Origin of the sequence: Erwinia aeris (assembly GCF_041224955.1) — a bacterium.
Taxonomy (GTDB): domain Bacteria; phylum Pseudomonadota; class Gammaproteobacteria; order Enterobacterales; family Enterobacteriaceae; genus Erwinia; species Erwinia aeris.
The window spans coordinates 28,602-52,963 of sequence record NZ_JBGFFX010000006.1; the positions used below are offsets into that span (position 1 = coordinate 28,602).

The 24,362-nt window shown below is 57.8% G+C and carries 23 protein-coding genes; 13 read left to right on the forward strand and 10 right to left on the reverse strand.

Annotation, left to right across the window (positions count from 1 at the left end; all coding sequences use genetic code 11):
- The first annotated feature begins 14 nt into the window (after window positions 1–14).
- On the forward strand, window positions 15–1,721 hold the full coding sequence (fruA, locus tag AB6T85_RS11285) for a PTS fructose transporter subunit IIBC (RefSeq protein ID WP_253459921.1): 1,707 nt from the start codon (window positions 15–17) through the stop codon (window positions 1,719–1,721).
- Window positions 1,722–1,777: 56 nt separating this feature from the next.
- Here the strand turns inward: fruA and nfo are convergent, their stop codons facing one another.
- A complete protein-coding gene (nfo, locus tag AB6T85_RS11290; RefSeq protein WP_253459924.1) occupies window positions 1,778–2,620 on the reverse strand; it encodes a deoxyribonuclease IV in 843 nt (280 codons plus the stop codon).
- Between the two features lie 60 nt (window positions 2,621–2,680).
- The gene (locus AB6T85_RS11295; protein ID WP_253459927.1) at window positions 2,681–3,721 is read right to left on the reverse strand and encodes a YeiH family protein; all 1,041 of its coding nucleotides are present in this window, start codon (window positions 3,719–3,721) and stop codon (window positions 2,681–2,683) included.
- 105 nt (window positions 3,722–3,826) lie between these two features.
- On the opposite strand from AB6T85_RS11295, the gene AB6T85_RS11300 reads away from it, so the two are divergent.
- The 5 genes from AB6T85_RS11300 to AB6T85_RS11320 all read left to right on the forward strand — a co-directional run bounded on the left by AB6T85_RS11300 (window position 3,827) and on the right by AB6T85_RS11320 (window position 8,723).
- The gene (locus AB6T85_RS11300; protein WP_253459930.1) at window positions 3,827–4,198 is read left to right on the forward strand and encodes a YkvA family protein; all 372 of its coding nucleotides are present in this window, start codon (window positions 3,827–3,829) and stop codon (window positions 4,196–4,198) included.
- Between the two features lie 9 nt (window positions 4,199–4,207).
- On the forward strand, window positions 4,208–5,074 hold the full coding sequence (gene yieE / locus AB6T85_RS11305) for a DNA-binding transcriptional regulator YeiE (RefSeq protein WP_253459933.1): 867 nt from the start codon (window positions 4,208–4,210) through the stop codon (window positions 5,072–5,074).
- Window positions 5,075–5,224: 150 nt separating this feature from the next.
- Window positions 5,225–6,691, forward strand: coding sequence for an amino acid permease (locus AB6T85_RS11310; protein WP_125288184.1), 1,467 nt, complete (start codon window positions 5,225–5,227; stop codon window positions 6,689–6,691).
- Between the two features lie 164 nt (window positions 6,692–6,855).
- The gene (locus AB6T85_RS11315) at window positions 6,856–7,938 is read left to right on the forward strand and encodes a FecCD family ABC transporter permease (protein WP_253459936.1); all 1,083 of its coding nucleotides are present in this window, start codon (window positions 6,856–6,858) and stop codon (window positions 7,936–7,938) included.
- Window positions 7,935–8,723, forward strand: a complete 789-nt coding sequence (locus tag AB6T85_RS11320) for an ABC transporter ATP-binding protein (RefSeq protein ID WP_301251166.1) — start codon at window positions 7,935–7,937, stop codon at window positions 8,721–8,723. Before AB6T85_RS11315 ends, AB6T85_RS11320 begins: the two co-directional genes overlap by 4 nt.
- Window positions 8,724–8,829: 106 nt before the next feature.
- Here AB6T85_RS11320 and AB6T85_RS11325 read toward each other — a convergent pair whose 3' ends face one another.
- From AB6T85_RS11325 to ptrR, 5 genes are all read right to left on the reverse strand, one after another.
- A complete protein-coding gene (locus tag AB6T85_RS11325; protein ID WP_253459939.1) occupies window positions 8,830–9,168 on the reverse strand; it encodes a helix-turn-helix domain-containing protein in 339 nt (112 codons plus the stop codon).
- Window positions 9,165–9,542, reverse strand: coding sequence for a type II toxin-antitoxin system RelE/ParE family toxin (locus AB6T85_RS11330; RefSeq protein WP_369895605.1), 378 nt, complete (start codon window positions 9,540–9,542; stop codon window positions 9,165–9,167). Before AB6T85_RS11330 ends, AB6T85_RS11325 begins: the two co-directional genes overlap by 4 nt.
- Before the next feature lie 164 nt (window positions 9,543–9,706).
- Entirely contained in the window at window positions 9,707–10,549 is an 843-nt protein-coding gene (gene fghA, locus AB6T85_RS11335) for an S-formylglutathione hydrolase (protein WP_369895606.1), read from the reverse strand.
- A gap of 10 nt (window positions 10,550–10,559) precedes the next feature.
- A complete protein-coding gene (locus AB6T85_RS11340; protein ID WP_253459953.1) occupies window positions 10,560–11,684 on the reverse strand; it encodes an S-(hydroxymethyl)glutathione dehydrogenase/class III alcohol dehydrogenase in 1,125 nt (374 codons plus the stop codon).
- 75 nt (window positions 11,685–11,759) lie between these two features.
- Window positions 11,760–12,641, reverse strand: a complete 882-nt coding sequence (gene ptrR / locus AB6T85_RS11345) for a putrescine utilization regulator PtrR (RefSeq protein ID WP_253459956.1) — start codon at window positions 12,639–12,641, stop codon at window positions 11,760–11,762.
- A gap of 116 nt (window positions 12,642–12,757) precedes the next feature.
- Between ptrR and AB6T85_RS11350 the strand changes: the two genes are divergently transcribed.
- The 7 genes from AB6T85_RS11350 (at window position 12,758) to mglC (ending at window position 20,827) form a co-directional block, all read left to right on the forward strand.
- On the forward strand, window positions 12,758–13,894 hold the full coding sequence (locus AB6T85_RS11350) for a YbfB/YjiJ family MFS transporter (protein ID WP_253459959.1): 1,137 nt from the start codon (window positions 12,758–12,760) through the stop codon (window positions 13,892–13,894).
- Window positions 13,895–14,019: 125 nt separating this feature from the next.
- A complete protein-coding gene (folE, locus tag AB6T85_RS11355) occupies window positions 14,020–14,685 on the forward strand; it encodes a GTP cyclohydrolase I FolE (protein WP_125288176.1) in 666 nt (221 codons plus the stop codon).
- A 52-nt stretch (window positions 14,686–14,737) separates the two neighbouring features.
- The gene (yeiB, locus tag AB6T85_RS11360; RefSeq protein ID WP_301251136.1) at window positions 14,738–15,889 is read left to right on the forward strand and encodes a DUF418 domain-containing protein YeiB; all 1,152 of its coding nucleotides are present in this window, start codon (window positions 14,738–14,740) and stop codon (window positions 15,887–15,889) included.
- 151 nt (window positions 15,890–16,040) lie between these two features.
- Complete coding sequence (gene galS / locus AB6T85_RS11365) at window positions 16,041–17,081, forward strand: HTH-type transcriptional regulator GalS (RefSeq protein WP_253459965.1); 1,041 nt, start codon at window positions 16,041–16,043, stop codon at window positions 17,079–17,081.
- Window positions 17,082–17,216: 135 nt separating this feature from the next.
- Complete coding sequence (gene mglB / locus AB6T85_RS11370; RefSeq protein ID WP_253459968.1) at window positions 17,217–18,209, forward strand: galactose/glucose ABC transporter substrate-binding protein MglB; 993 nt, start codon at window positions 17,217–17,219, stop codon at window positions 18,207–18,209.
- 81 nt (window positions 18,210–18,290) lie between these two features.
- Window positions 18,291–19,799, forward strand: coding sequence for a galactose/methyl galactoside ABC transporter ATP-binding protein MglA (mglA, locus tag AB6T85_RS11375; protein ID WP_125288172.1), 1,509 nt, complete (start codon window positions 18,291–18,293; stop codon window positions 19,797–19,799).
- 17 nt (window positions 19,800–19,816) lie between these two features.
- Window positions 19,817–20,827 carry a galactose/methyl galactoside ABC transporter permease MglC gene (gene mglC, locus AB6T85_RS11380; protein WP_125288171.1) on the forward strand — a complete coding sequence of 337 codons (1,011 nt, stop codon included), beginning with the start codon at window positions 19,817–19,819 and terminating at the stop codon, window positions 20,825–20,827.
- Between the two features lie 46 nt (window positions 20,828–20,873).
- Here mglC and AB6T85_RS11385 read toward each other — a convergent pair whose 3' ends face one another.
- The 3 genes from AB6T85_RS11385 to AB6T85_RS11395 form a co-directional block, all read right to left on the reverse strand.
- Entirely contained in the window at window positions 20,874–21,626 is a 753-nt protein-coding gene (locus tag AB6T85_RS11385; RefSeq protein ID WP_301251134.1) for an SDR family NAD(P)-dependent oxidoreductase, read from the reverse strand.
- Window positions 21,627–21,722: 96 nt separating this feature from the next.
- Window positions 21,723–22,460 (reverse strand): outer membrane permeability protein SanA, encoded by a 738-nt coding sequence (gene sanA, locus AB6T85_RS11390; RefSeq protein WP_253459974.1) that lies wholly within the window; start codon window positions 22,458–22,460, stop codon window positions 21,723–21,725.
- Between the two features lie 164 nt (window positions 22,461–22,624).
- On the reverse strand, window positions 22,625–24,322 hold the full coding sequence (locus AB6T85_RS11395) for an NAD-dependent malic enzyme (protein WP_253459977.1): 1,698 nt from the start codon (window positions 24,320–24,322) through the stop codon (window positions 22,625–22,627).
- Window positions 24,323–24,362: the final 40 nt, after the last annotated feature.

A 24,362-nucleotide genomic window follows, 5' to 3' on the forward strand; every position in this document is an offset into this window, starting at 1 on the left:
GCAGGAGAGGCATAATGAAAACGCTGCTGATACTTGATCCTTCGCTGGGACTGGCTACCGGTCATCTGGCAAAAAATATCACCAGAGCGAGCGCGGCCGCAAAAGGGCTGACGCTAACGGAAAATCTGGCCGAAGCGGACCAGGTGATCCTGGTGGGCGACACGCTGCCCGCCAACATCGACCTGACGGGTAAAACCGTTTATCAGACCACGGCGGAGCAGCTGCTGCGCCAGCCGGAAGCAGAGCTGGCCCGCGCGCAAACCGAGGCGAAAGCCTGGCAGGCGCCTGCCGCCGTAGCTAAACCTGCCGCGGTGAACACGGCCGATGCGGTTGCCAGCGGGCCAAAACGCATCGTCGCCATTACCGCCTGTCCAACCGGCGTGGCGCACACCTTTATGGCGGCCGAAGCCATTGACGCCGAAGCGAAAAAACGCGGCTGGTGGGTGAAAGTCGAAACGCGCGGCTCCGTAGGCGCGGGCAATGCCATTACGCCGGAAGAAGTGGCCCAGGCTGACCTGGTTATCGTGGCGGCGGATATTGAAGTCGATCTGGCTAAGTTTGCCGGTAAGCCGATGTATCGCACCTCGACCGGCCTGGCGCTGAAGAAAACCGCACAGGAGTTTGATAAGGCGCTGGCGCAGGCCAAACCTTATCAGCCGCAGGGCGGCGGTCAGCCAGCGGCGCAGGGCGAGAAAAAAGAGGGCGCAGGCGCCTATCGTCATCTGCTGACCGGCGTTTCCTATATGCTGCCGATGGTGGTGGCGGGCGGCCTGAGCATCGCACTCTCTTTCGCCTTCGGCATTACCGCTTTTAAAGAGCAGGGCACGCTGGCGGCGGCGCTGATGGAAATCGGCGGCGGCAGCGCCTTCAAACTGATGGTGCCGGTGCTGGCGGGCTTTATCGCCTTCTCAATTGCCGATCGTCCTGGTCTGACGCCTGGCCTGATTGGCGGCTGGCTGGCCAGCACCATCAACGCCGGTTTCCTTGGCGGCATTATTGCCGGTTTTATTGCCGGTTACGCCGCGAAGTTTATCAGCGCTAAGCTTAAGCTTCCGCAGAGTATGGAGGCGTTAAAACCGATCCTGATTATTCCGCTGGTCGCCAGTCTGATCACCGGCCTGCTGATGATTTATGTGGTTGGCGGCCCGGTTGCCCAGATTATGGCGGGGCTGACCCACTGGCTGAGCAATATGGGCACGGGTAACGCGGTTCTGCTGGGTGCGGTACTGGGCGGCATGATGTGTACCGATATGGGCGGCCCGGTGAACAAAGTGGCCTATGCGTTTGGCGTCGGCCTGCTCAGTTCGCAAACCTATGCGCCGATGGCGGCCATTATGGCGGGCGGCATGGTGCCTCCGTTGGCGATGGGCGTCGCTACGCTGGTGGCGCGCCGGAAATTCAACAAAGGCCAGCAGGAAGGCGGCAAAGCGGCGCTGGTGCTGGGCCTGTGCTTTATTTCCGAAGGCGCTATTCCGTTTGCGGCGCGTGACCCGATGCGCGTTCTGCCATGCTGTATCGTTGGCGGCGCGCTGACCGGCGCTATCTCTATGTGGGTAGGCGCGAAGCTGATGGCGCCGCACGGCGGGCTGTTTGTGCTGCTGATCCCTGGCGCTATTACGCCGGTGCTGGGCTATCTGATAGCGATTATCGTCGGCACGCTGGTTGCCGGACTCTCTTACGCGGTGCTGAAGCGCCCGGAAGCGGAAATGGCTAAAGCCTGATCCAGGCGGGCATAATAAAAAAGCGCGGGCGACCGCGCTTTTTTTTCGTCTATAGATCAGACCTGCTGCGACTTGAGCCAGGCGATTTCATCTTTCCAGATATCAGGATTGACGGTTTCCAGGATCAGCGGAATACCGTCGAAGCGAGCATCCTTCATCAGCCAGCTGAACACCGTATTGCCGATATTACCTTCGCCCAGGCTGTGATGACGGTCAACGCGGCTGGCAAACGCGCTTTTGGCATCGTTAAGATGCATCCCGCGCAGATACTCAAAGCCCACCACGCGACCAAACTCCTCAAAGGTTTTCACGCAATCTTCTTCAGTACGCAGATCGTAACCGCCCGCAAAGGCGTGGCAGGTGTCAATACAGACGCCGATGCGCGACTTATCCTCTACGCCGTCGATAATGGCCGCCAGGTGCTCAAAGCGGAAGCCCAGATTGCTGCCCTGACCGGCGGTATTTTCAATCACGGCGGTGACGCCCTGGGTTTTATCCAGCGCGACGTTAACCGATTCGGCGATGCGCTTCAGGCAGGCGTCCTCGTCAATCTGCTGCAAATGGCTGCCGGGATGGAAGTTCAACAGCGTCAGGCCCAGCTGCTCGCAGCGCTGTAGTTCGTCGATAAAGGCGAGGCGGGACTTCTCCAGCGCCTCTTCCTGTGGATGGCCCAGGTTAATTAAAAAGCTGTCGTGCGGCAGGATCTGGGCGGCGCTGTAGTGATATTTTTCGCAGGCGTTGCGGAAAGCGGCAATCACCTCTTTGCTCAGCGGGGCCGCGCGCCACTGACGCTGATTTTTAGTGAAAAGCGCAAAGGCCGTCGCCTCGATTTCATGGGCGCGAAGCACCGCCTGATCCACGCCGCCGGATGCGCTGACGTGGGCGCCGATATATTTCATGCCTGCTCTCCTGTTGGTTTTACTGTAAAGCGGGCCATGATAACCGGAAACGGCGCGGATTTATGCCAGCAAATGCTGGATAGCCAGGTTTATCGCGCCGCCGCCCAGCAGCAGCCAGACGAATAACAGCAGGCCCAGCAGTAAAGGCCTTAGTCCCGCCTTTTTCAACAGGCTGAACTGCGTGGTTAATCCCAGCGCCGCCATCGCCACGGCCAGTAAAAAATTGTCCAGCTCGTTCAGGCCGCTAACCAGCGACGGCGGCAGCAGATGCAGCGAGTTAAACAGCGCCACGCCGATAAAACCCAGCGCGAACCAGGGAAAGCTTACTTCGCCGCCGCCGCTGTCGTCGGCACGCACGAAACGGCTGAGCAGCAGCAGGAAGGGCGCCAGCATCATCACGCGCAGCATTTTAGTAATGACCGCCGCGTTCTCCGTTTCCGCGCTCACGGCGTGCCCGGCCGCCACCACCTGTGCCACTTCATGCAGCGTAGAGCCGGTAAAGATCCCCCATTGCGTCGGCGTCAGGCCCGGCAGCAGAGCGGCCAGCTCATGCCATAGCAGTGGATAAAGAAAGATGCCGAGCGTGCCGAACAGCACCACGGTAGCCACCGCTACCGCCACTTTTTGCGGCTCCGCTTTAATTACCGGCTCCGTCGCCATAATCGCCGCCGCGCCGCAAATGCTGCTGCCCGCGCCAATCAGCCAGGCGGTATCGCGATCCAGATGCAACACGCGACGGCCCAGCCAGCAGGCCAGCAGAAAAGTGGAGGTCAGCAGCAGCAGATCGGTCAGCACGCCGCTTAAGCCGATATCGGCAAGTTGCTGAAAGGTCAGCCGAAAACCGTACAGCATGATGCCAAGCCGCAGCAGCTGCTGTTTGGCAAAGTGTACGCCTGTGCCGCAGCGCGCAGCCAGGCGGCCATAAACCGTATTGCCTGCTACGATCCCCAACAGCATCGCCAGCGTTAAGGTGCCCAGCCCGGCCGTTTTCAGCACGGGCAGGTTGCCAGCCTGAAGGGCAGCAGCGGCCAGCAGCATTGCCAGCCCGAGGCCTGCGCCATAGCGCAGCGGACGAGAAGAAGGAAATGCCAGTTCAGCCATATCAGCCTCCTTAGTAGACAGACGCAGCATGGCGCAGGCTGGCTTAAAAGAGAAATTGATTATATATTTATAATTAACCAGAATAAGTGATATGAGAGGGCGGGGATGTTCAGGCGATTAACAAGATGGGTAAGCGTAATCAGAAAAGATGGCGTCACGCTGTGGTATGCCTGCCGCGATCCGCGTACGCCACTGTGGCAAAAGGGCATGGCCGTGCTGCTGGCGGTTTATGCGCTAAGCCCCGTTGATTTTATTCCCGACGTTATTCCCTTTGTTGGGCTACTGGACGACGCTATTATCGTGCCGTCGGGCATGATGCTGCTGCTGCGCCTGCTGCCGGCGGAGGTCAGGGCCGCCAGCCAACAGCGAACCGCCCGGCAGGCCCACAGGAAAAAGAAGCTTGGCGGCTGGCTGGCGATAGTGCTGCTGGTATGGCTGGCGATGATTATCTGGCTGGTGAAGACATGGAGTCAGTAAGGAAGAACAATGCATATCACATTAAGGCAGCTTGAGGTCTTTGCTGAGGTGCTGAAAAGCGGCTCGACAACTCAGGCCTCGCAGGTGCTGTCGCTGTCGCAGTCGGCGGTCAGCGCGGCGCTGGCGGATCTGGAAAATCAGCTGGGCGTTCAGCTGTTCGACAGGGTCGGAAAACGGCTGGTGGTTAACGAGCACGGCCGCCTGCTTTATCCACGGGCGGTGGCGCTGCTGGAGCAAACCACTGAAATCGAACAACTGTTTCGCGAAGATAACGGCGCGCTGCGGGTTTACGCCAGCAGCACCATTGGTAACTATCTGTTGCCGGGCATGATTGCCGGCTGGCGGCGCGACTTTCCCGAGCTGCCGCTGGAGCTGAGCGTGGGCAACAGCCAGGATGTGATTAACGCCGTGGCTGATTTTCGCGTCGATGTGGGTTTTATCGAAGGGCCGTGCCACGTCAGCGAGCTGGTTGGCGAACCCTGGCTGGAAGATGAGCTGGTGGTTTTTGCCGCCGCCGACGCGGCTATTCTGCGTCAGCCGGTGACGCTGGAAAGCCTGGCGGCCGCGTCGTGGATCCTGCGCGAACACGGCTCCGGCACGCGCGAAATCGTCGATTATCTGCTGCTTTCGCATCTGCCGCAGTTTAGCCTGGCGCTGGAGCTGGGCAACTCAGAGGCAATCAAGCATGCCGTGCGCCACGGGATGGGCATCAGCTGTCTGTCGCGGCGGGTTATTGCGGAACAGCTGGCGGCAGGCACGTTAAAAGAAGTGCCGATCCCGCTGCCCAAACTCAAACGCACGCTGTACCGTATTCATCATCGGCAGAAGCATCTCTCGAAGGCGCTGCTGCGTTTTCTAAGCTACTGCGCGGAATAAAGCGGAGCAGTCAGAAAAACGGGGCTTAATCAGGCGCTAATAATTCGCCGCAGATCATGAAGCTATCTTATAACGTCGCGGAATGACTTCTTCTGACGAAGGAGTTTGTTACAATCGCGCCTCATTTTAGCCAGAGCACAGCATTTACCAATGGATCATGACACAAAAACAACACAACAGCCTGAATTACAGCGCAAACTAAAGGCGCGTCATTTGACGATGATCGCCATCGGCGGTTCCATAGGCACCGGCCTGTTTGTCGCTTCCGGCGCGACTATCTCCCAGGCTGGCCCCGGCGGCGCGCTGCTTTCCTATGCCCTGATCGGCCTGATGGTCTATTTCCTGATGACCAGCCTCGGCGAACTGGCCGCCTTTATGCCGGTATCCGGCTCCTTTTCTACCTACGGCTCCAACTTCGTTGAAGAAGGCTTCGGCTTTGCGCTGGGCTGGAACTACTGGTACAACTGGGCCGTGACCGTGGCGATTGAACTGGTTGCCGCGCAGCTGGTGATGACCTACTGGTTCCCCGATACGCCCGGCTGGATCTGGAGCGTACTCTTTCTGAGCGTTATCTTCCTGCTCAACTACATCTCGGTAAAGGGCTTTGGTGAGGCAGAATACTGGTTCTCCCTGATCAAAGTGGTCACGGTAGTGATTTTTATCGTAGTGGGCGTGATGATGATCCTCGGCATTCTGCGCGGCGACCAGCCGGTCGCGGGCTGGGGTAACTGGCAGATCGGCGATGCGCCTTTCTCCGGCGGCTTTTCCGCCATGATCGGCGTGGCGATGATTGCCGGCTTCTCCTTCCAGGGAACGGAACTGATTGGTATCGCCGCAGGCGAATCGGAAGATCCGGCCAAAAATATTCCGCGCTCGGTTCGTCAGGTCTTCTGGCGCATCCTGCTGTTTTATATCCTGGCGATCCTGGTGATCAGCCTGATTATCCCTTACACCGACCCAAGCCTGCTGCGTAACGATGTGAAAGACATCAGCGTCAGCCCGTTCACGCTGGTGTTTAAACATGCCGGGCTGCTTTCAGCGGCGGCGATCATGAATGCCGTGATCCTCACCGCTATTCTGTCAGCGGGCAACTCCGGCATGTATGCGTCGACCCGTATGCTGTTTACGCTGGCGCGCGAAGGAAAAGCGCCGCGTATGTTTGGCAAGCTGTCAAAAGGCGGCGTGCCGCGCAATGCGCTGTATGCCACCACCGTGGTTGCCGCGCTCTGTTTCCTGACCTCAATGTTCGGCAACCAGACGGTCTATCTCTGGCTGCTGAATACTTCCGGCATGACCGGTTTTATCGCCTGGCTGGGGATAGCCATCAGCCATTACCGTTTCCGTCGCGGCTTTGTCTCGCAGGGCTACGATATCAACGATCTGCCGTACCGCTCTAAGTTCTTCCCGCTGGGGCCGATCTTCGCTTTCGTGCTCTGCCTGATCATCACCCTGGGGCAAAACTACCAGGCGTTCCTGGCGGATCGCATTGACTGGTACGGCGCGGCGGCAACCTATATCGGCATCCCGCTGTTCCTGATTATCTGGTTCGGCTACAAGCTGACGAAGCGCACGCGCTTTGTGAAATACAGCGAAATGCAGTTCCCCAAATTTAAATAAGGGTGAAGGCGCGGTTTCCGCGCCTTTTTCTTTGACATACTCTGTTACATATAGGATTGATAACTATTATCATTTCCTTTATTGTTAGCGCCGTACGTTTTCCGCTTTGCTAATTTTCAGGGTTTGCAGCCGGCCTGGTGCGAACTCCATGACAGGTAGAAACCATGAGCGTGACCCACAACACCGACCGCTACGCCAGCGTCCAACAGCACGAAGGCGCGATGGATCGTTATCATCATCTGCTGCGCCGCCGCCTGTTTTTTATGGGCGTGCTGGTGTTGGCTATCCTCGCTTCGCTGCTGTTCGACTTTACTTTAGGCCCGTCGGGCCTGTCGCTGGAAACGCTGTGGCAAACGCTGCTGTCGCCGCAGAGCGTGGATGCCGGTTCGCGCGTTATCGTCTGGGATATTCGTTTACCTTACGCGCTGATGGCAGTGGTGGTCGGGCTGGCGCTGGGGCTGGCCGGGGCGGAAATGCAGACTATCCTGAATAACCCGCTGGCCAGTCCGTTTACGCTGGGCGTCTCTTCCGCCGCCGCCTTTGGCGCCGCGCTGGCTATCGTGCTGGGCATCGGTTTGCCCGGTATCCCGGATCAGTGGTTTATCTCAGCTAACGCCTTTATTTTTGCGCTGCTGGCCGCGCTGATGCTGGACGGCGTTACCCGCTGGACGCGCGTGGCGACTTCCGGCGTGGTGCTGTTCGGCATCGCGCTGGTGTTTACCTTTAACGCGCTGGTATCCATGATGCAGTTTATCGCCAGCGAAGATACGTTGCAGGGCCTGGTGTTCTGGACGATGGGCAGCCTGGCGCGCGCCTCCTGGGAGAAACTGGGCGTGCTGACGCTGGCGCTGCTGCTGGTTCTGCCGTTCTCCATGATGAGCGCCTGGAAGCTCACCGCGCTGCGCCTGGGCGAAGATCGCGCCGTCAGTTTTGGTATTGACGTGCGCCGCCTGCGTCTGGGCACGCTGCTGCGCATCAGCGTGCTTTCCGCGCTGGCGGTGGCTTTTGTCGGCCCAATCGGGTTTATCGGCCTGGTGGCGCCGCATATCGCTCGCCTGATCTTTGGCGAGGATCACCGTTTTTACCTGCCAGCCAGCGCGCTGACCGGCGCGCTGGTGCTGTCAATGGCGTCGGTGGTGTCGAAAAACCTGGTGCCCGGCGTGATTATCCCGGTCGGCATCGTCACTTCTCTGGTCGGCGTGCCGTTCTTCCTGAGCATTATTCTGCGTCATCGGGGGAGCGTCTGATGGACGGTTTAGCTATTAAAGGCTTTCACGCCGGTTATCCTAAACGCAAGATTATCAGCAACCTGAACGTGCCGCTGCTGCCGCGAGGCAAAATCACCGTGCTGCTGGGGCCGAACGGCTGCGGAAAATCCACGCTGCTGCGCTCGATTGCCGGACTGAATCAGGCGCAGGGCGAGCTGTGGCTGAACGGCACGGAGCTGCTGAGCCAGCCGTTTGCCCGCCGGGCGGAAAAAGTGGTGTACCTGCCGCAGTCGCTGCCCGCTGGCGTGCATCTGCACGTGCTTGAATCCATTATCGTCGCCCAGCGCGCTTCCGGCGCACGCGGTAGCGCGACGAGCGAGGGGGAAGTGATGGCGCTGCTGGAAAGGCTGGGCATTGCGCATCTGGCGCTGAGCTACCTCGATCAGCTTTCCGGCGGCCAGAAGCAGCTGGTTGGCCTGGCGCAGTCGCTGATCCGTCGCCCGGAGCTGCTGCTGCTGGACGAGCCGCTAAGCGCGCTGGATCTTAACTATCAGTTCCACGTCATGGATTTAGTGCGCCGGGAAACCAGCAAGCGGAATATCGTTACCGTAGTCGTGGTGCACGATATCAATATCGCTCTGCGTCACGGTCAGCACGTACTGATGCTGCAAAACGGCGGCCTGATCGCTGACGGCCTGCCGGAAGAGGTGATTACGCCGGAAAGCCTGGCGAAGGTATACGGCGTGCGCGGCCGTATTGAGCGCTGCTCGCAGGGGACGCCGCAGGTGCTGATTGATGGCCTGGTCAGCGAGCCGGTTTCCTGAATGGACGAGTCGGTTTCTTGCCGGCTCTCTTTTGCATTGCTTCCCTCTCTGTCTGGCGCATCATTGTTAATTCCCTGACGCTCAGATTTTTACCCTGCGTTTGTGCTCAGATAGCGAAAACATCGGGGCCTTTTACCGCCAGCGTGTTCAGTATGCGCAGAACCGGGCCGCTTGGGGTAATCTCGCCACGCTCCCATTTGGAAACGCTGTCTACCGTCATGCCCAACGTATAGGCCAGCGTGGCCTGGGTCAGTCCCCAGCGGGCGCGAACGGCTTTGATTTCGCTGGCGGACATGGTGCGGACTGCGGCAATACGTTGACGAAACTCACGCAGGCTGACGCGGGCAGCGATTTCCTGCACATCGTTATTGCTCATTAGCCCCAGCGCCTGTAGCTCTTTAGCATCGTCAAGCATCTCATGTAACTCGGCCGGTTTCGTTTTCATTGTTTTACCTCTCTGAACGTCCCGCTTGCTTTCAGTCGATCCAGCATGTTTTTATCCGCTTTAAAATAGGCTCTGGCGAGCTTCTTATAAATCTCCAGCTCATCCTCGCCAATCTCTTTTGCCGCTTTTTTCGAACCGTCTTTCAGCCAGCCATCATAAAAAAACAGATTGCTATCTTTTTTAAAAAATACCACTGTGCGGGCGCCGCCGCGTTTGCCTGCATTCAAAGCAATCCGCTTTTTTTTAACGCCCCCGCCCAAATCTGCCTCATAGTTGCCGCACTCAACCTCCCTTGCGGCCAGACAAAGGTCGGTATCTGCAATGCCAGCTTTTGCAAACATCTTGTCCAGGCGCTTATGGATATAAATCGCCATTTCCCTGGCCTCCGCTCCATATAGTAACCATTATTATAATAACCATTACGGCTTCACTGCAAGTGGTTATGGCCATGCCGACAGGAGGATGTATTGCTATTGCAGGGCGGATCCTGAGGGGAGCGCAAGAAAAAAAAGGCCGGGAAGATCCCGGCCCTGAAGGGTTACGCCAGCAAATAGCGGGCATGGAAGCGCAGATGATCTTCCACGAAGCTGGCGATAAAGTAGTAGCTGTGATCGTAACCGGGCTGAATGCGCACGGTCAGCGGATAGTTTTTCTCGCTGGCCACCGCTTCCAGCCGTTCCGGGCGCAGCTGATCGGCGAGGAACTGATCGCTGTCGCCCTGATCCAGCAGCATCGGCAGCGGATGCGTCGCCTGCTGCATCAGCAGACAGCTGTCCCAGGCTTCCCACAGCGCGCGATCCTCGCCCAGATAGGCCGTAAAGGCTTTTTCGCCCCACGGCACCTGCGTTGGATTAACGATCGGCGCAAAGGCGGAGGCCGAAACATAACGCTGCGGATTACGCAGCGCCAGCATCAGCGCGCCGTGACCGCCCATAGAATGACCCATAATCGCCTGCTTATCGCTGACGTTAAAGTTGCCGGCAATCAGCACGGGCAGCTCTTCCGTCAGGTAGTCATACATCCGGAAATGCGCATCCCACGGCGCCTGGGTCGCGTTCAGATAGAATCCGGCACCCTGGCCCAGATCGTAGGCTTCGTCATTAGGCACCACTTCGCCGCGCGGGCTGGTATCCGGCATTACCAGCACCAGACCCAGCTCTGCCGCCGCGCGCTGCGCGCCCGCTTTGGTCGAGAAATTCTCGTCGCTACAGGTCAGCCCGGCCAGAAACCAGAGCACCGGCGGGGCGGTATCGCCTTTCGGACCCGGCAAAAAAATGCTGAAGGTCATAGAGCAGTTCAGCGTGGCCGACTGGTGGCGATAGCGCTGCTGCCAGCCGCCAAACATGCGGTGTTCTTCCAGTAACTCCAGGGTGGATACCATCCTTGTCTCCTTATTTAGAAAAATGCACCACGGAACGGATAGATTTCCCTTCGTGCATCAGATCGAACGCGTCGTTGATCTCTTCCAGCGGCATATTGTGGGTGATGAAATCATTCAGCTGGAATTCACCATCCAGGTAGCGCTGGACGATCCCCGGCAGCTCCGAGCGGCCTTTCACGCCGCCAAACGCGGAGCCGCGCCAGACGCGTCCGGTCACCAGCTGGAACGGGCGGGTAGAAATCTCTTCGCCTGCACCAGCCACGCCGATAATCACGGACTCGCCCCAGCCTTTGTGGCAGCACTCCAGCGCGGAACGCATCACGTTAACGTTGCCGATGCACTCAAAGGAGAAATCGACGCCGCCATCGGTCATTTCAACAATCACATCCTGAATGGGCTTATCGTAATCTTTTGGATTAACCAGGTCGGTGGCGCCCAGCTTTCTGGCGAGATCGAACTTGCTGGTATTGAGATCGATACCGATAATCCGGCCCGCTTTCGCCATCTTCGCGCCGATAATCGCCGAAAGGCCGATGCCGCCCAGACCGAAGATCGCCACGGTATCGCCTTCTTTTACCTTGGCCGTGTTCATCACCGCGCCCATACCGGTGGTGACGCCGCAGCCCAGCAGGCAAACTTCTTCCAGCGGCGCTTCTTTACTGATTTTCGCCAGTGAAATTTCCGGGATAACGGTGTACTCAGAGAAGGTCGAGGTGCCCATATAGTGGAAAATCGGCTTGCCGTCCTTAAAGAAACGGGTGGTGCCGTCCGGCATTAGCCCTTTGCCCTGGGTGGCGCGGATAGCCTGGCACAGGTTGGTTTTGCCGGAGAGGCAGAACTTACATTTGCCGCATTCCGGCGTGTACAGCGGAATGACGTGATCGCCGACCGCCACGCTGGTAACGCCTTCGCCAACCGCTTCGACAATACCGCCGCCTTCGTGGCCCAGAATAGCCGGGAACACGCCCTCAGGATCTTTTCCTGAAAGGGTATAGGCATCGGTGTGGCAGACGCCGGTCGCGACGATGCGTACCAGCACTTCGCCTTTCTGCGGCGGCATCAGGTCGACTTCTTCAATCGACAGCGGCTCGCCGGCGGCCCAGGCAACAGCGGCGCGAGTTTTAATCATCTGCATATCAGTTTATTCCTTGTAGAGGTTGCCATTTGGCAGGGATCTGGCGAGCGGCCTGACGCCGCTCAAACCATTTAATTATGGCTGAATTTCATCGTCCGGGGATTGCTCTATAATCAGGTACTTCAGCGCCTTGACGTTGGGGGTAAACGCATCCCGACGCCACACCAGGTAAGTCGTGGTCTCGCTGATATCCGCAGGCAGCGCATGTTTTTGCACCTGGCCCGGCGCGGCGATCCTTTCCAGCACCGATTCCGGCAGTATCGCCAGCCCGGCGCCGCTGGCTACGCAGGCCAGCATGGCGTGATAGGACTGGATCTCCATAAACGGGCCGGGTGAAATCCCCGCCTGACGAAACCAATTTTCTAAACGAAGACGGTAAGAGCAGCCGGGACGGAAGGCGAACAGCGTATCGCCTGCGGCATCTTCAGGGCGCTGAATGGGCGCATGGTGCAGGTTGCTGATCAGCACCATGCGCTCGCTAAAGGTTTTGCAGCTGTTCAGCTCGTCGGCCACGACCGGGCCTTCGGCCAGCGCGGCGGCCAGCGTGCCTTTCCGCACCTGCTCAATGATTTCACCCGAGGTACCGGTGACCAGCGACAGCGTGACCTCAGGATAGCGCTGATGGTAGGTTGACAATAAAGAGGGCAGGTGGACAGCGGCGGTGCTCTCCATCGATCCCAGCGCAAATATGCCGCCAGGCTCGCCGTTGTGCGTCATTGCCAGCGCTTCCTCGCTGAGCGCCAGGATCCGCTGCGCATAGCACAAAAAATTATGGCCCATCGGCGACAGCCGCAGGCGCTGCTTTTCGCGGATAAAAAGATCGATGCCCGTTTCCTGCTCCAGCTGGCGCAGCCTGGTCGTCAGGTTGGACGGCACGCGATGCAGCTGTTCGGCGGCGCGCGCCAGCGAACCGGTCTCCGCTACCGCGCAGAACATTTTAAGCTGGGTCAGATCCATTTATTCTCTTTTCGTAAACAAGTTGGTTTGTATTATTCACTTTTTGTAAGTCTATCCATGATGCAGACTGACTGCAACACTTTCATCAAGCCGGATAAAGCCGGAAGGGAGAACAAATGGCAATACGGGTAGCGCTAAGCGCTTTTATTGCGCTGATTGTCGCGATGGGCATTGGGCGGTTTACCTTTACGCCGCAGGTGCCGCTGATGATTACGGAGCATCAGCTGACGCTGACCAGCGCGGCGGTGGTCGCGGCCTTCAACTACCTGGGCTACCTCTGCGGCTCCTGGAACGCGATGCGGACGACCACGCACGTGGAGGCCAGGCTTAAGGCAGGCATCGGCGGCGCGGTGATCCTGACGCTGCTTTCCGCCTGCGTGTCCGACGCCTGGCTGCACGGCGTGGTGCGCTTTGCGATCGGCTGGGCCAGCGGCTGGGCGATGGTGCTGGTAGCGGCATGGAGCAACGAGCAGCTGCATAAATATGGCCGTCCCGGCTTAAGCGCCGCCGTCTTCGCCGGGCCGGGCATGGGCATCTTTCTGAGCGGGCTGCTGGCCGTGTTTCTTCACGCACGCCAGGTCAGCGCCGCGCAGGCCTGGTGCGCCTATGGCGTGCTGGCGCTGGTGCTGGCTTCTCTTATTTTTCGTTTCCTGCCGCGTAAAGGCGAGCTGCACCGGCCCGAAACCACGCCGGAACCGCTGGTGCTGACCAGCGGGCTGAAAAAGCTGGTCTGGAGCTATAGCCTGGCCGGCTTTGGCTACATCATTCCCGCCACGTTTCTGTCGCAGATGGCGGCGGCCCGTTTTCCTGCCAGCGCTTTTGCGCAGTTTGTCTGGCCCATTTTTGGCGGCACGGCGGTGTTAGGCGTCGGGCTGGGCATTGTTATGCGGCATATCGGTTCATCCAATACGCGGCTGGCGTTTAACCTGTGGGCGCAGGCGCTGGGCGTGCTGTGCGCCGCCGTGGTGCCGGGTTTGAGCGGGCTGGTGGTCGGTTCAATACTGATGGGCATTGGCTTTCTTAACCTGGTGTCGCTTTCGCTGCAATATGCCCGCGAGATGGCGCCGCGCCATAGCCGGTATATGGCAGGCCTGCTGACCACCGGTTACGCTATCGGCCAGCTGGCCGGGCCGCTGGTTTCCGCACTTTCCACCACTTTTACCCATCGCCTTGAGCCAGCGCTTTACGTCGCGGGCGCGGGACTGCTGGTGGCCGGGCTGCTGGTCTGGCGGCGCGATCCCGGTGCTGCATGAAACAGTTTCAGGGTGGTTTAGCTTGATTCGCTGGATTAACGACGCGTTGTGTACCAAAATACGCCCTCTGAAATTGTACCGGTCCCGTCGGGACCGGCGTTACACCTGCTGGAGAATAGATCGCCATGGCTACGTTAAGTCAGGAAGCCACACTTGTTCACGAAGCGCTGCTTGCGCGTGGACTGGAAACACCCCTACGCTCGCCTGCGCGTGATATGGATGACGAAACCCGCAGGCGGCTGATCGCCGGGCACATGACCGAAGTCATGCAGCTGCTTAATCTTGATTTAGAAGATGACAGCCTGATGGAAACGCCGCACCGCATCGCTAAGATGTATGTGAATGAGGTGTTCTCCGGCCTGGACTACGCCAACTTCCCGAAAATCACCCTGATTGAAAACAAAATGAAGGTGGACGAAATGGTGACGGTGCGGGATATCACGCTGACCAGCACCTGCGAGCACCACTTTGTGATCATCGACGGCAAAGCGACGGTAGCCTATATCCCGAAAGATAAAGTGATTGGCCTGTCGAAGATTAACCGCATCGTGCAGTTTTTCTCTTCCCGTCCACAGGTACAGGAAAGGCTGACCCAGCAGATCCTGGTTGCGCTGCAAACGCTGCTTGGCACCAATAACGTCGCGGTTTCCATCGACGCGGTGCACTACTGCGTAAAAGCGCGCGGCATTCGTGATGCGACCAGCGCCACCACCACCACTTCACTGGGCGGCCTGTTCAAATCCAGCCAGAACACCCGTCAGGAGTTTCTGCGCGCCGTTCGCCACAGCTAAGCTACGGCGCGCCGTCGTAGTCGTTACCCTTCACCACAGTCAGGGCCTGCCGATGCCTCGTATTCAGACGCTGGATTTTATTCGGGGCATCGCCATTCTGGGGATCCTGCTGCTCAACATTAACGCCTTCGGTCTGCCGGGCGCCGCCTATCTGAACCCGGCGTGGCAGGGCAGCGTTACGCCGGGCGATGCCTGGACGTGGGCGCTGATCGATTTCTTTGCCCAGCTGAAATTCCTCGCGCTGTTTGCGCTGCTGTTTGGCGGCGGCTTGCAATTGCTGCTTTCGCGCGGCAAACGCTGGCTACAGGCGCGCCTGAGCTGGCTGGTGCTGCTCGGTTTTCTGCACTGTCTGCTGTTCTGGGAAGGGGACATCCTGCTGGATTACGGGCTGATTGGGCTGGTAGCCTGGCGGATGATCCGCGACGTCTCCTCGACGCGGCAGCTGTTTAATACCGGCGTGATGCTTTATATCGTGGGCTGCGGCGTGCTGCTAGTGTTCGGCCTGCTGTCGGGCCATCAGCCTAACAATTCCTGGCTGGCGGGGGCGGCGGATATTCAGTATGAAACCTTCTGGAAAACCCACGGCGGTTGGGAAGCGGTGCGCAACCGTCTCGATCTGCTCTCGTCAGGCCTGCTGTCGCTGGCGGCGCAGTACGGCTGGCAGCTGGCCGGCCTGATGCTGATTGGCGGCGCCTTGATGCGCAGCGGCTGGCTACAGGGGCGCTGGAGCCTGACCCACTACCGGCGCACTGCGCTGATCCTGCTGCTGCTGGCGGCCATCATCGAAATACCGGGCATTTATCTGCAGTGGGCTTGCGGCTGGGCATTTTATCCGTCAGCGTTCTATTTACAGCTGCCGCGCGAGCTGAGCGCGCCGCTTCAGGCTATCGGCTATGCCGCGCTCTGCTTTGGTTTCTGGCCTACGCTGGCCCGTTTTACCCTCACGCGCGCCATCAGCAGCGTAGGGCGGATGGCGCTGAGCAACTATTTACTGCAAACGCTGCTTTGCACCACGCTTTTTAACCATTTCGGCTGGTTCAACCGGCTCGATCGGCCGCAGCTGCTGGTGGTAGTGCTGCTGGTCTGGCTGGTAAATCTCCTCTTTTCGCTGTGCTGGCTGCGCTATTTCCGCCAGGGGCCGGTCGAATGGTGCTGGCGTCAGCTCACCCGTCTGAGCAGCCGCGACGTAATGTTACAAAAATGATAAGCGTCACAAATGTGACGGAAAGGGATGTAACCGTTTTCATCAGTGTGACCTGATTCACGCAGTCTTGCCTTGCCCTTTGTCAGAATAGCCCCGCAAACAACGCATCCGGGAGGGCTATGCAAACCTTATCTTCCACAGGCAGTCAGCCATGATCACCATTCGCGATGTAGCCCGTGAGGCTGGCGTGTCGGTGGCGACGGTTTCACGCGTGCTTAACCACAGCGCGGCGGTCACACAGGAAACGCGGGAAAAAGTGCTGGGCATCGTCGGCCAGCTGGGCTACCGACCCAACGCCAACGCGCAGGCGCTGGCTTCCCAGGTCAGCGATACCATCGGCGTGGTGGTGATGGACGTCTCCGATCCCTTCTTCGGCGCGCTGGTCAAAGCGGTGGATACCGTCGCGCAGCGTATGCAAAAACACGTACTTATCAACAACTCCTATCATCAGGCGGACAAAGAGCGGCACGCTATCGAGGTGCTGATCCGTCAGCGTTGCGGCGCGCTGATCGTTCATGCCAAAGCCCTGGCAGACGACGAGCTGGCCTCGCTGATGGATCAGGTGCCCGGCATGGTGCTGATCAACCGCGTCGTGCCGGGCTACGCGCACCGCTGCGTCTGCCTGGACAACGTCAGCGGCGCGCTGATGGCTATGCGCATGTTGCAACAGCAGGGCCACCGGCGCATCGGTTATCTGGGGTCGAGCCATACTATCGAAGATACAGACCAGCGACGCGCGGGCTGGCGGCAGGCGCTGGCCGAGCAGGCTACCCAGCCTGCCGAAAGCTGGATCGCCAGCGCCGAGCCGGATATGCAGGGCGGAGAGGCGGCGATGGTGGAGCTGCTGGGGCGTAATCTCCACCTCAGCGCCGTGTTCGCCTATAACGACAGCATGGCCGCCGGGGCACTGACCGCGCTGAAAGATAACGGCATTGCGGTGCCGCAGCAGCTGTCGGTGATTGGCTTCGACGATATCCCCATTTCCCGCTATACCGACCCGCAGCTGACGACCGTCCGCTATCCTATTGTTTCCATGGCTAAACTGGCTACCGAACTGGCGTTGAAAGGCGCGGCGGGCCTGCTGGACGAGTCGGCCGGTCACTGCTTTATGCCAACGCTGGTGCGCCGTCATTCCGTCGCGCCCTGCCAAAGTGTGGCGGCGATCACTATACGCAACGATACCGCCATGTAACCGTTTTCAATCCGTGAGTAAGTTCACAGTTAATTAACATCTGCTTCACTAAGATGGCCGTGCCTGGCCGGGACAGAATAACAACACGGTCCGGCTGCACACGCATACCGACCCTACAAAGAACCGGAGAGAACAATGAAGAAGGCATTCACCCTCACAGCCCTGGTTGCCAGCATGATGTTTGGCGCAACGGCGCAGGCGGCCGATACCCGCATTGGCGTAACCATTTATAAATATGATGACAACTTTATGTCCGTGGTGCGCAAGGATATCGAGAAGGAAGCGAAAAACAGCAGCGGCATTCAGCTGCTGATGAACGATTCGCAGAACAGCCAGTCAACGCAAAACGATCAGATTGACGTGATGGTGGCGAAAGGCGTGAAGGCGCTGGCGATTAACCTTGTCGATCCGGCGGCGGCGGCGGTGGTTATCAGTAAAGCCAAAGCCAACGATATTCCGATTGTTTTCTTCAACAAAGAGCCTTCTGCTAAAGCGCTGGCCAGCTACGACAAGGCTTACTATGTCGGTACCGATTCTAAAGAGTCCGGCGTCAAGCAGGGCGAGCTGATTGAGAAACACTGGAAAGCCAATGCCAACTGGGATCTGAACAAAGACGGCGTGGTGCAGTTTGTGCTGCTGAAAGGCGAGCCGGGCCACCCGGATGCCGAAGCGCGTACCAAATACGTGATCGAAACCCTGAATAAAGACGGCCTGAAAACGCAGCAGCTGCATCTGGATACCGCCATGTGGGATACCGCTCAGGCAAAAGACAAGATGGACGCGTGGCTCTCCGGCCCGAACGGCAACAAAATCGAAGTGGTGATCGCCAATAACGATGCGATGGCGATGGGCGCGGTAGAAGCGCTGAAGGCGCATAATAAAACGTCCGTACCGGTCTTCGGCGTGGATGCGTTGCCGGAAGCGATGGCGATGGTGAAATCCGGCGCGATGGAAGGCACCGTGCTGAACGATGCGGAAAACCAGGCCAGAGCCACTTTTGAAATGGCGAAAAACCTGGCGGCGGGCAAACCGGCGACCGAAGGCACCAACTACAAGCTGGAAGGCAAAGTGGTGCGCGTAGCCTATGTGCCGGTTGATAAAGAGAACCTCGCTCAGTTCAGTAAATAAGTCTTTCCGGGCGCACTCGCGTCCGTTACCGGGCCCGTCGCAGAACGGGCCCGATCGTAAAACGATCCGCCAGGTAGAATTATGAGCAGCGATCAGGGGCAGTATCTGCTGGAAATGACTAACGTCAGCAAGTCCTTTCCGGGCGTAAAGGCGTTAGATAACGTTAATTTAAAAATTCGTCCCCATTCGGTTCACGCGCTGATGGGGGAAAACGGCGCGGGCAAATCGACTTTATTAAAATGCCTGTTTGGTATTTATAGCAAAGACACGGGAAGCATTCTTTTTCAGGGCAAAGAGATCGACTTTAAAAGTTCCAAAGAGGCGCTGGAAAACGGCGTATCTATGGTGCATCAGGAATTAAACCTGGTTTTACAGCGCACGGTCATGGATAACATGTGGCTGGGCCGCTATCCGCGAAAAGGCTTTTTCGTCGACCAGGATAAAATGTATCGCGATACCAAAGCCATTTTTGAAGAGCTGGATATTGATATCGATCCGCGCGACAAAGTGATTAACCTTTCCGTTTCGCAGATGCAGATGATAGAGATAGCTAAAGCGTTCTCTTATGATGCCAAAATTGTCATTATGGACGAGCCGACCTCTTCATTAACGGAAAAAGAAGTGAACCACCTGTTCACTATTATCCGTAAATTAAAAGATCGCGGCTGCGGCATAGTTTATATCTCCCACAAGATGGAAGAGATTTTCCAGCTGTGCGACGAAATTACTATTTTGCGCGACGGCCAGTGGATCGCTACCCAGCCGCTGGAAGGGCTGGATATGGATAAGATCATCGCCATGATGGTAGGGCGCTCGCTGAACCAGCGCTTCCCGGATAAGTCCAACGTGCCGGGCGAAACTATCCTGGAGGTGCGTAACCTTACCTCACTGCGCCAGCCGTCTATTCGCGATATTTCGTTCGATCTGCGCAAGGGCGAAATCCTTGGCGTGGCCGGGCTGGTGGGGGCTAAACGTACCGATATCGTGGAAACGCTGTTCGGCATCCGCGAAAAGTCCGGCGGCACCATTAAGCTGCACGGCAAAAAAATCAACAATAACTCGGCTAACGAAGCGATTAATCACGGCTTTGCGCTGGTGACGGAGGAGCGTCGCGCCACGGGGATTTATGCGTTTCTGGATATCGGTTTTAACTCGCTGATTTCAAATATTCGCAAATATAAAAACTCGATTGGCCTGCTGGATAATAACCGGATGAAAAGCGATACCCAATGGGTTATCGATGCCATGCGGGTAAAAACACCGGGACACGCGACCTCTATCGGCTCGCTTTCGGGCGGCAACCAGCAGAAAGTCATTATTGGCCGCTGGCTGTTAACCCAGCCGGAAATATTAATGCTGGACGAACCGACGCGCGGCATTGACGTCGGCGCAAAGTTTGAAATTTATCAGCTGATTTCCGATCTGGCGAAAAAAGAGAAGGGCATCATTATTATCTCTTCCGAAATGCCGGAGCTGCTGGGCATTACCGACAGGATCCTGGTCATGAGCAACGGCATGGTTGCAGGCATTGTCGAAACCAAAACTACCACGCAAAACGAAATATTACGTTTAGCATCCAAGCACCTTTAATGAGGTAAGGGCTGTCCATGAATGCTGTGAATAAGAAGAATGCGCTCACCTGGCTGAAAGAGGGTGGCATCTATGTTGTGTTGCTGGTTCTGCTGGCGATTATTATTTTCCAGGATCCGACATTTTTAAGCCTGATGAACCTGAGTAATATTCTGACCCAGTCCTCCGTGCGCATTATTATTGCGCTTGGCGTGGCCGGGCTGATTGTAACGCAGGGCACCGACCTTTCCGCCGGTCGTCAGGTTGGTCTGGCCGCGGTAGTGGCGGCGACGCTGCTCCAGGCGATGGATAACGCCAACAAGGTGTTTCCACATATGGATACCGTGCCGATCCCGCTGGTTATCCTGATTGTCTGCGTTGTCGGCGGCCTGATTGGCCTGATCAACGGCGTGATCATCGCCTATCTGAAGGTGACGCCTTTTATCACCACGCTGGGCACGATGATTATCGTTTACGGCATTAACTCGCTTTATTACGACTATGTAGGCGCTTCGCCGATCGCCGGGTTCGATGAGAAATTCTCGACCTTTGCGCAGGGCTTTATTCGCCTGGGCGACTTCAAGCTCTCCTACATTACGTTCTATGCGGCTATTGCTATCTTCTTTGTCTGGATTTTGTGGAACAAGACCCGCTTTGGCAAAAACATCTTTGCTATCGGCGGCAACCCGGAAGCGGCAAAAGTGTCGGGCGTGAACGTTAACTTCAACCTGATCCTGATTTATGCGCTTTCCGGCGTGTTCTACGCCTTCGGCGGGATGCTGGAAGCGGGACGTATCGGCTCGGCAACCAATAACCTGGGCTTTATGTACGAGCTGGATGCGATTGCGGCCTGCGTAGTAGGCGGCGTCTCCTTCGCCGGCGGCGTGGGCACCGTGGCCGGTGTGGTAACGGGCGTGCTGATTTTCACCGTTATCAACTACGGCCTGACCTATATCGGCGTTAACCCTTACTGGCAGTACATTATCAAAGGCGGCATCATTATTTTCGCCGTGGCGCTCGACTCCCTGAAATACGCCCGCAAGAAATAGTGTGCTTCTATAGAGAAAGGCCAGCCCGGCCTTTCTCTTTTTCCTGTCAGAACTGCACGCCTTTGGTCAGCCCGCCGTCCACCAGGAGATTAGTGCCGGTGGTGAAACTGGCCGCCTCGCTGGCAAGAAACACCGTGGCTTTCGCTACTTCCTGCGGCGTCGCCATTCTTCCCAGCGGATTCGCCGCCAGGCATTTGGCAAAGGTTTCCGGCTGGTTGCGTTCAATATCGCCCCACACGCCTTCACTGAAATAAACGTTGCCCGGCGAAACGGTATTCACGCGAATGCCGTCTGCCGCGTGGCGTTCCGATAAGGTTTTGCCGTAATGGATCAGCGCCGCTTTCATGATGCCGTACGGCTCGGCAAACATATCGACCTCGCGTCCCGCCACGCTGGAGATCAGCACTATGGATGCCGCAGAGGATTTTTTCAGGTAAGGAAGGGCGGCCTGCACCATCGTTACGGTGCCCATCAGGTCGGTGTCGAACGCTTTACGCCACACGTCCGGATCGCTGCCTGCCGCCAGCGCGCTGACGTTAGGCACGATAATATCCAGCCCGCCAAGGCGGTTCGCCGCTTCCTGAATCCATGTTTGCATCTGCTCTGGGGAGGTGACATCGACCGCCGTGCCGTTTGCGCGTGAACCCAGCGCCTGTTGCGCTTCCTGCACGCCTTCAGGGCTGCGCGCGCAAAACTCCACCCGTGCGCCTTCGGCAAGAAAGCATTCCACAATTGCTCGTCCAATGCCGCGCGAGCCGCCGCTGACCAGTACGCGACGATCCTTCAAGTTCAGATCCATTTGTCTCTCCTGTTAACGTTTAGTGATCTATTCGGCAGACAGACTGACAGAAGAAGCGGGCAGGTTCATAACAATCAGTGCGTTAACGGCGGCATGTCACGCTGGCGGACGGGCATCCGCCTTCATTTTTTGTTCCAGCTCCAGCAGCTGTTCAGGCGTGACCGCCGGATAGCTCTGCGCATCTTCCGGGACTTCGTGCCGCGCCGGGATCGGCACCAGCGGCCCCAAAAAGCGCGGTTCGCGCTTCATCAGATACAGATCGGCCAGCGCGCCCAGGCGAGCCGCCACTTCCCTGGTGCGGATATTCAGCATGTTCTTCGGCGAGGGCACCGCGTAACACTGCGCCTGAATACCCATATGCAGCGCAATAAACAGCGCGCGCTCGCAGTGGAAACGCTGGGTGATGATGATGAAGTCGTTGGTGTCGAAGACCTTGCGCGTGCGCACGATAGAATCCAGCGTACGGAAGCCGGCGTAATCCAGCACAATATCGGCAGGCGCCACGCCGGCGGCAATCAAATCCCGCCGCATGGTCATCGGCTCGTTGTAGCTTTGCTGCGCATTATCGCCGCTCAGCAGCAGATAGTTAACCTTGCCGCTGTTATAGGCGTTGAGCGCGCCCTGCATCCGATAAAGGTAATACTGATTGATGACGCCGGTACGATAATATTTTGCCGTGCCTAATACGACGCCGACCTGACGATGGGGCAGGGATTTGAGATTATCGTAGACGTAAGGCGCGGTTTTGACGCTTATCCAGCGATCCAGGCCGAGCGCGGTTATTACCATCAGGGTAACGATGATAATCAGGCCGTAGATCAAGCGTTTTATCATGCCGTACGGTACTCAGACTGAAGCCGAAAAGGTGGCTCAAGGCTACTGTACCCGACGAGGTGAAGCAAGCGGTAGCGCACCGGCTGGCGGCTTTTTGCACAAAATCGTCAAACGCTGTGGAAAGGGGATAAAAACCGGGCGCACGGCGCGCCCGGTCAGCGGTATTAAATAGAAGTACGGCGATAGTTACGGTACTGCGGCAACCAGAAATTGGCGGCAATCGCTTTGGACAGCACATCTTCCGAGGTGACCACCGCCACGCCGGCCAGCTGCGCCGCTTTGCCTACGGCCATCGCAATTATTTTCGACACGCCCTGAATATCTTTCACTTCCGGCAGCACCGGGCCAGCGCCGTCGTTGACCAGCGGCGAACAGTCGGCCAGCGCGCGGCTGGCGGCCATCAGCATACTGTCGGTCACGCGGGTGGCGCCCGAAGCGATCACGCCCAGGCCGATGCCGGGGAAGATATAGGAGTTGTTGCACTGCGCGATCGGGAACGTTTGCTCTTTCCAGGTGACCGGCGCGAACGGGCTGCCGGTCGCGACCAGCGCGGCACCGTCGGTCCACGCCATAATATCCTGCGGCGTTGCTTCCACGCGGGAGGTCGGGTTGGAGAGCGGCATGACGATTGGGCGCGCGCAGTGCTTGTGCATCTCGCGGATAATCTCTTCGCTGAACAGGCCGGGCTGGCCGGAAACGCCGATCAGAATATCCGGGCGCGCGTTACGCACCACGTCCAGCAGCGACAGGGAATCGGAGCTGGAATCCCAGTCGGCCAGATCCTCGCTCTTCTGCACCAGCTTGCTCTGGAAGCTGAGCAGGTTTGGCTGCTTGTCGGTGAGCAGGCCGAAGCGATCCACCATAAAGACGCGCGCGCGGGCTTCTTCGTCGCTCAGACCTTCTGATTTCATCTGCGCGATAATCTGCTCGGCGATGCCGCAGCCGGCAGACCCCGCGCCCAGGAACACGACTTTCTGCTCGCTCATTTTGCTGCCTGCCGCGCGGCTGGCGGCGATCAGCGTGCCCAGCGTGACGGCGGCGGTGCCCTGGATATCGTCATTAAAGCAGCAGACTTCATCGCGATAGCGCTCCAGCAGCGGCATGGCGTTTTTCTGCGCGAAATCCTCAAACTGCAGCAGCACGTTTGGCCAGCGGCTTTTTACCGCCTGGATAAATTCATTAACGAAGTTATCGTACTCTTCGCCGGTGATACGCGGATGACGCCAGCCCATATAGAGCGGATCGTTCAGCAGCTGCTGGTTGTTGGTGCCGACGTCCAGCACCACCGGCAGCGTATAGGCCGGGCTGATGCCGCCGCAGGCGGTATACAGCGACAGCTTGCCGATAGGAATGCCCATGCCGCCGATGCCCTGATCGCCCAGGCCAAGAATACGCTCGCCGTCGGTGACTACGATGACCTTCACGTTCTGCTTGGTAGCGTTTTGCAGCATATCTTCAATGCTGGCGCGGTTCGGATAGGAGATAAACAGCCCGCGCGCGCGACGATAGATTTCAGAAAAGTGTTCACAGGCCGCGCCAACGGTCGGGGTATAGATAATCGGCATCATCTCTTCAAGATGATTATCCAGCAGGCGGTAGAACAGCGTTTCGTTGGTGTCCTGAATGTTGCGCAGATAAACGTGCTTGTCGTTGGCGTTTTTGAAATCCTGAAACTGACGCCAGGCGCGCTGGGCCTGCTCTTCAATGGTTTCCACCGTCTCGGGCAGCAGACCGTTCAGGTTAAAGTCATTGCGTTCTTCTATAGAGAAGGCGCTGCCCTTATTCAACAGCGGAAATTCCAGCAGGATAGGGCCAGCGTAGGGAATGTAGAGAGGGCGTTTACTTTCGTAGTCGAGTTCCATGTAATCAATGCTCACTGGGATCGGTAGTGGCCCAATCCTA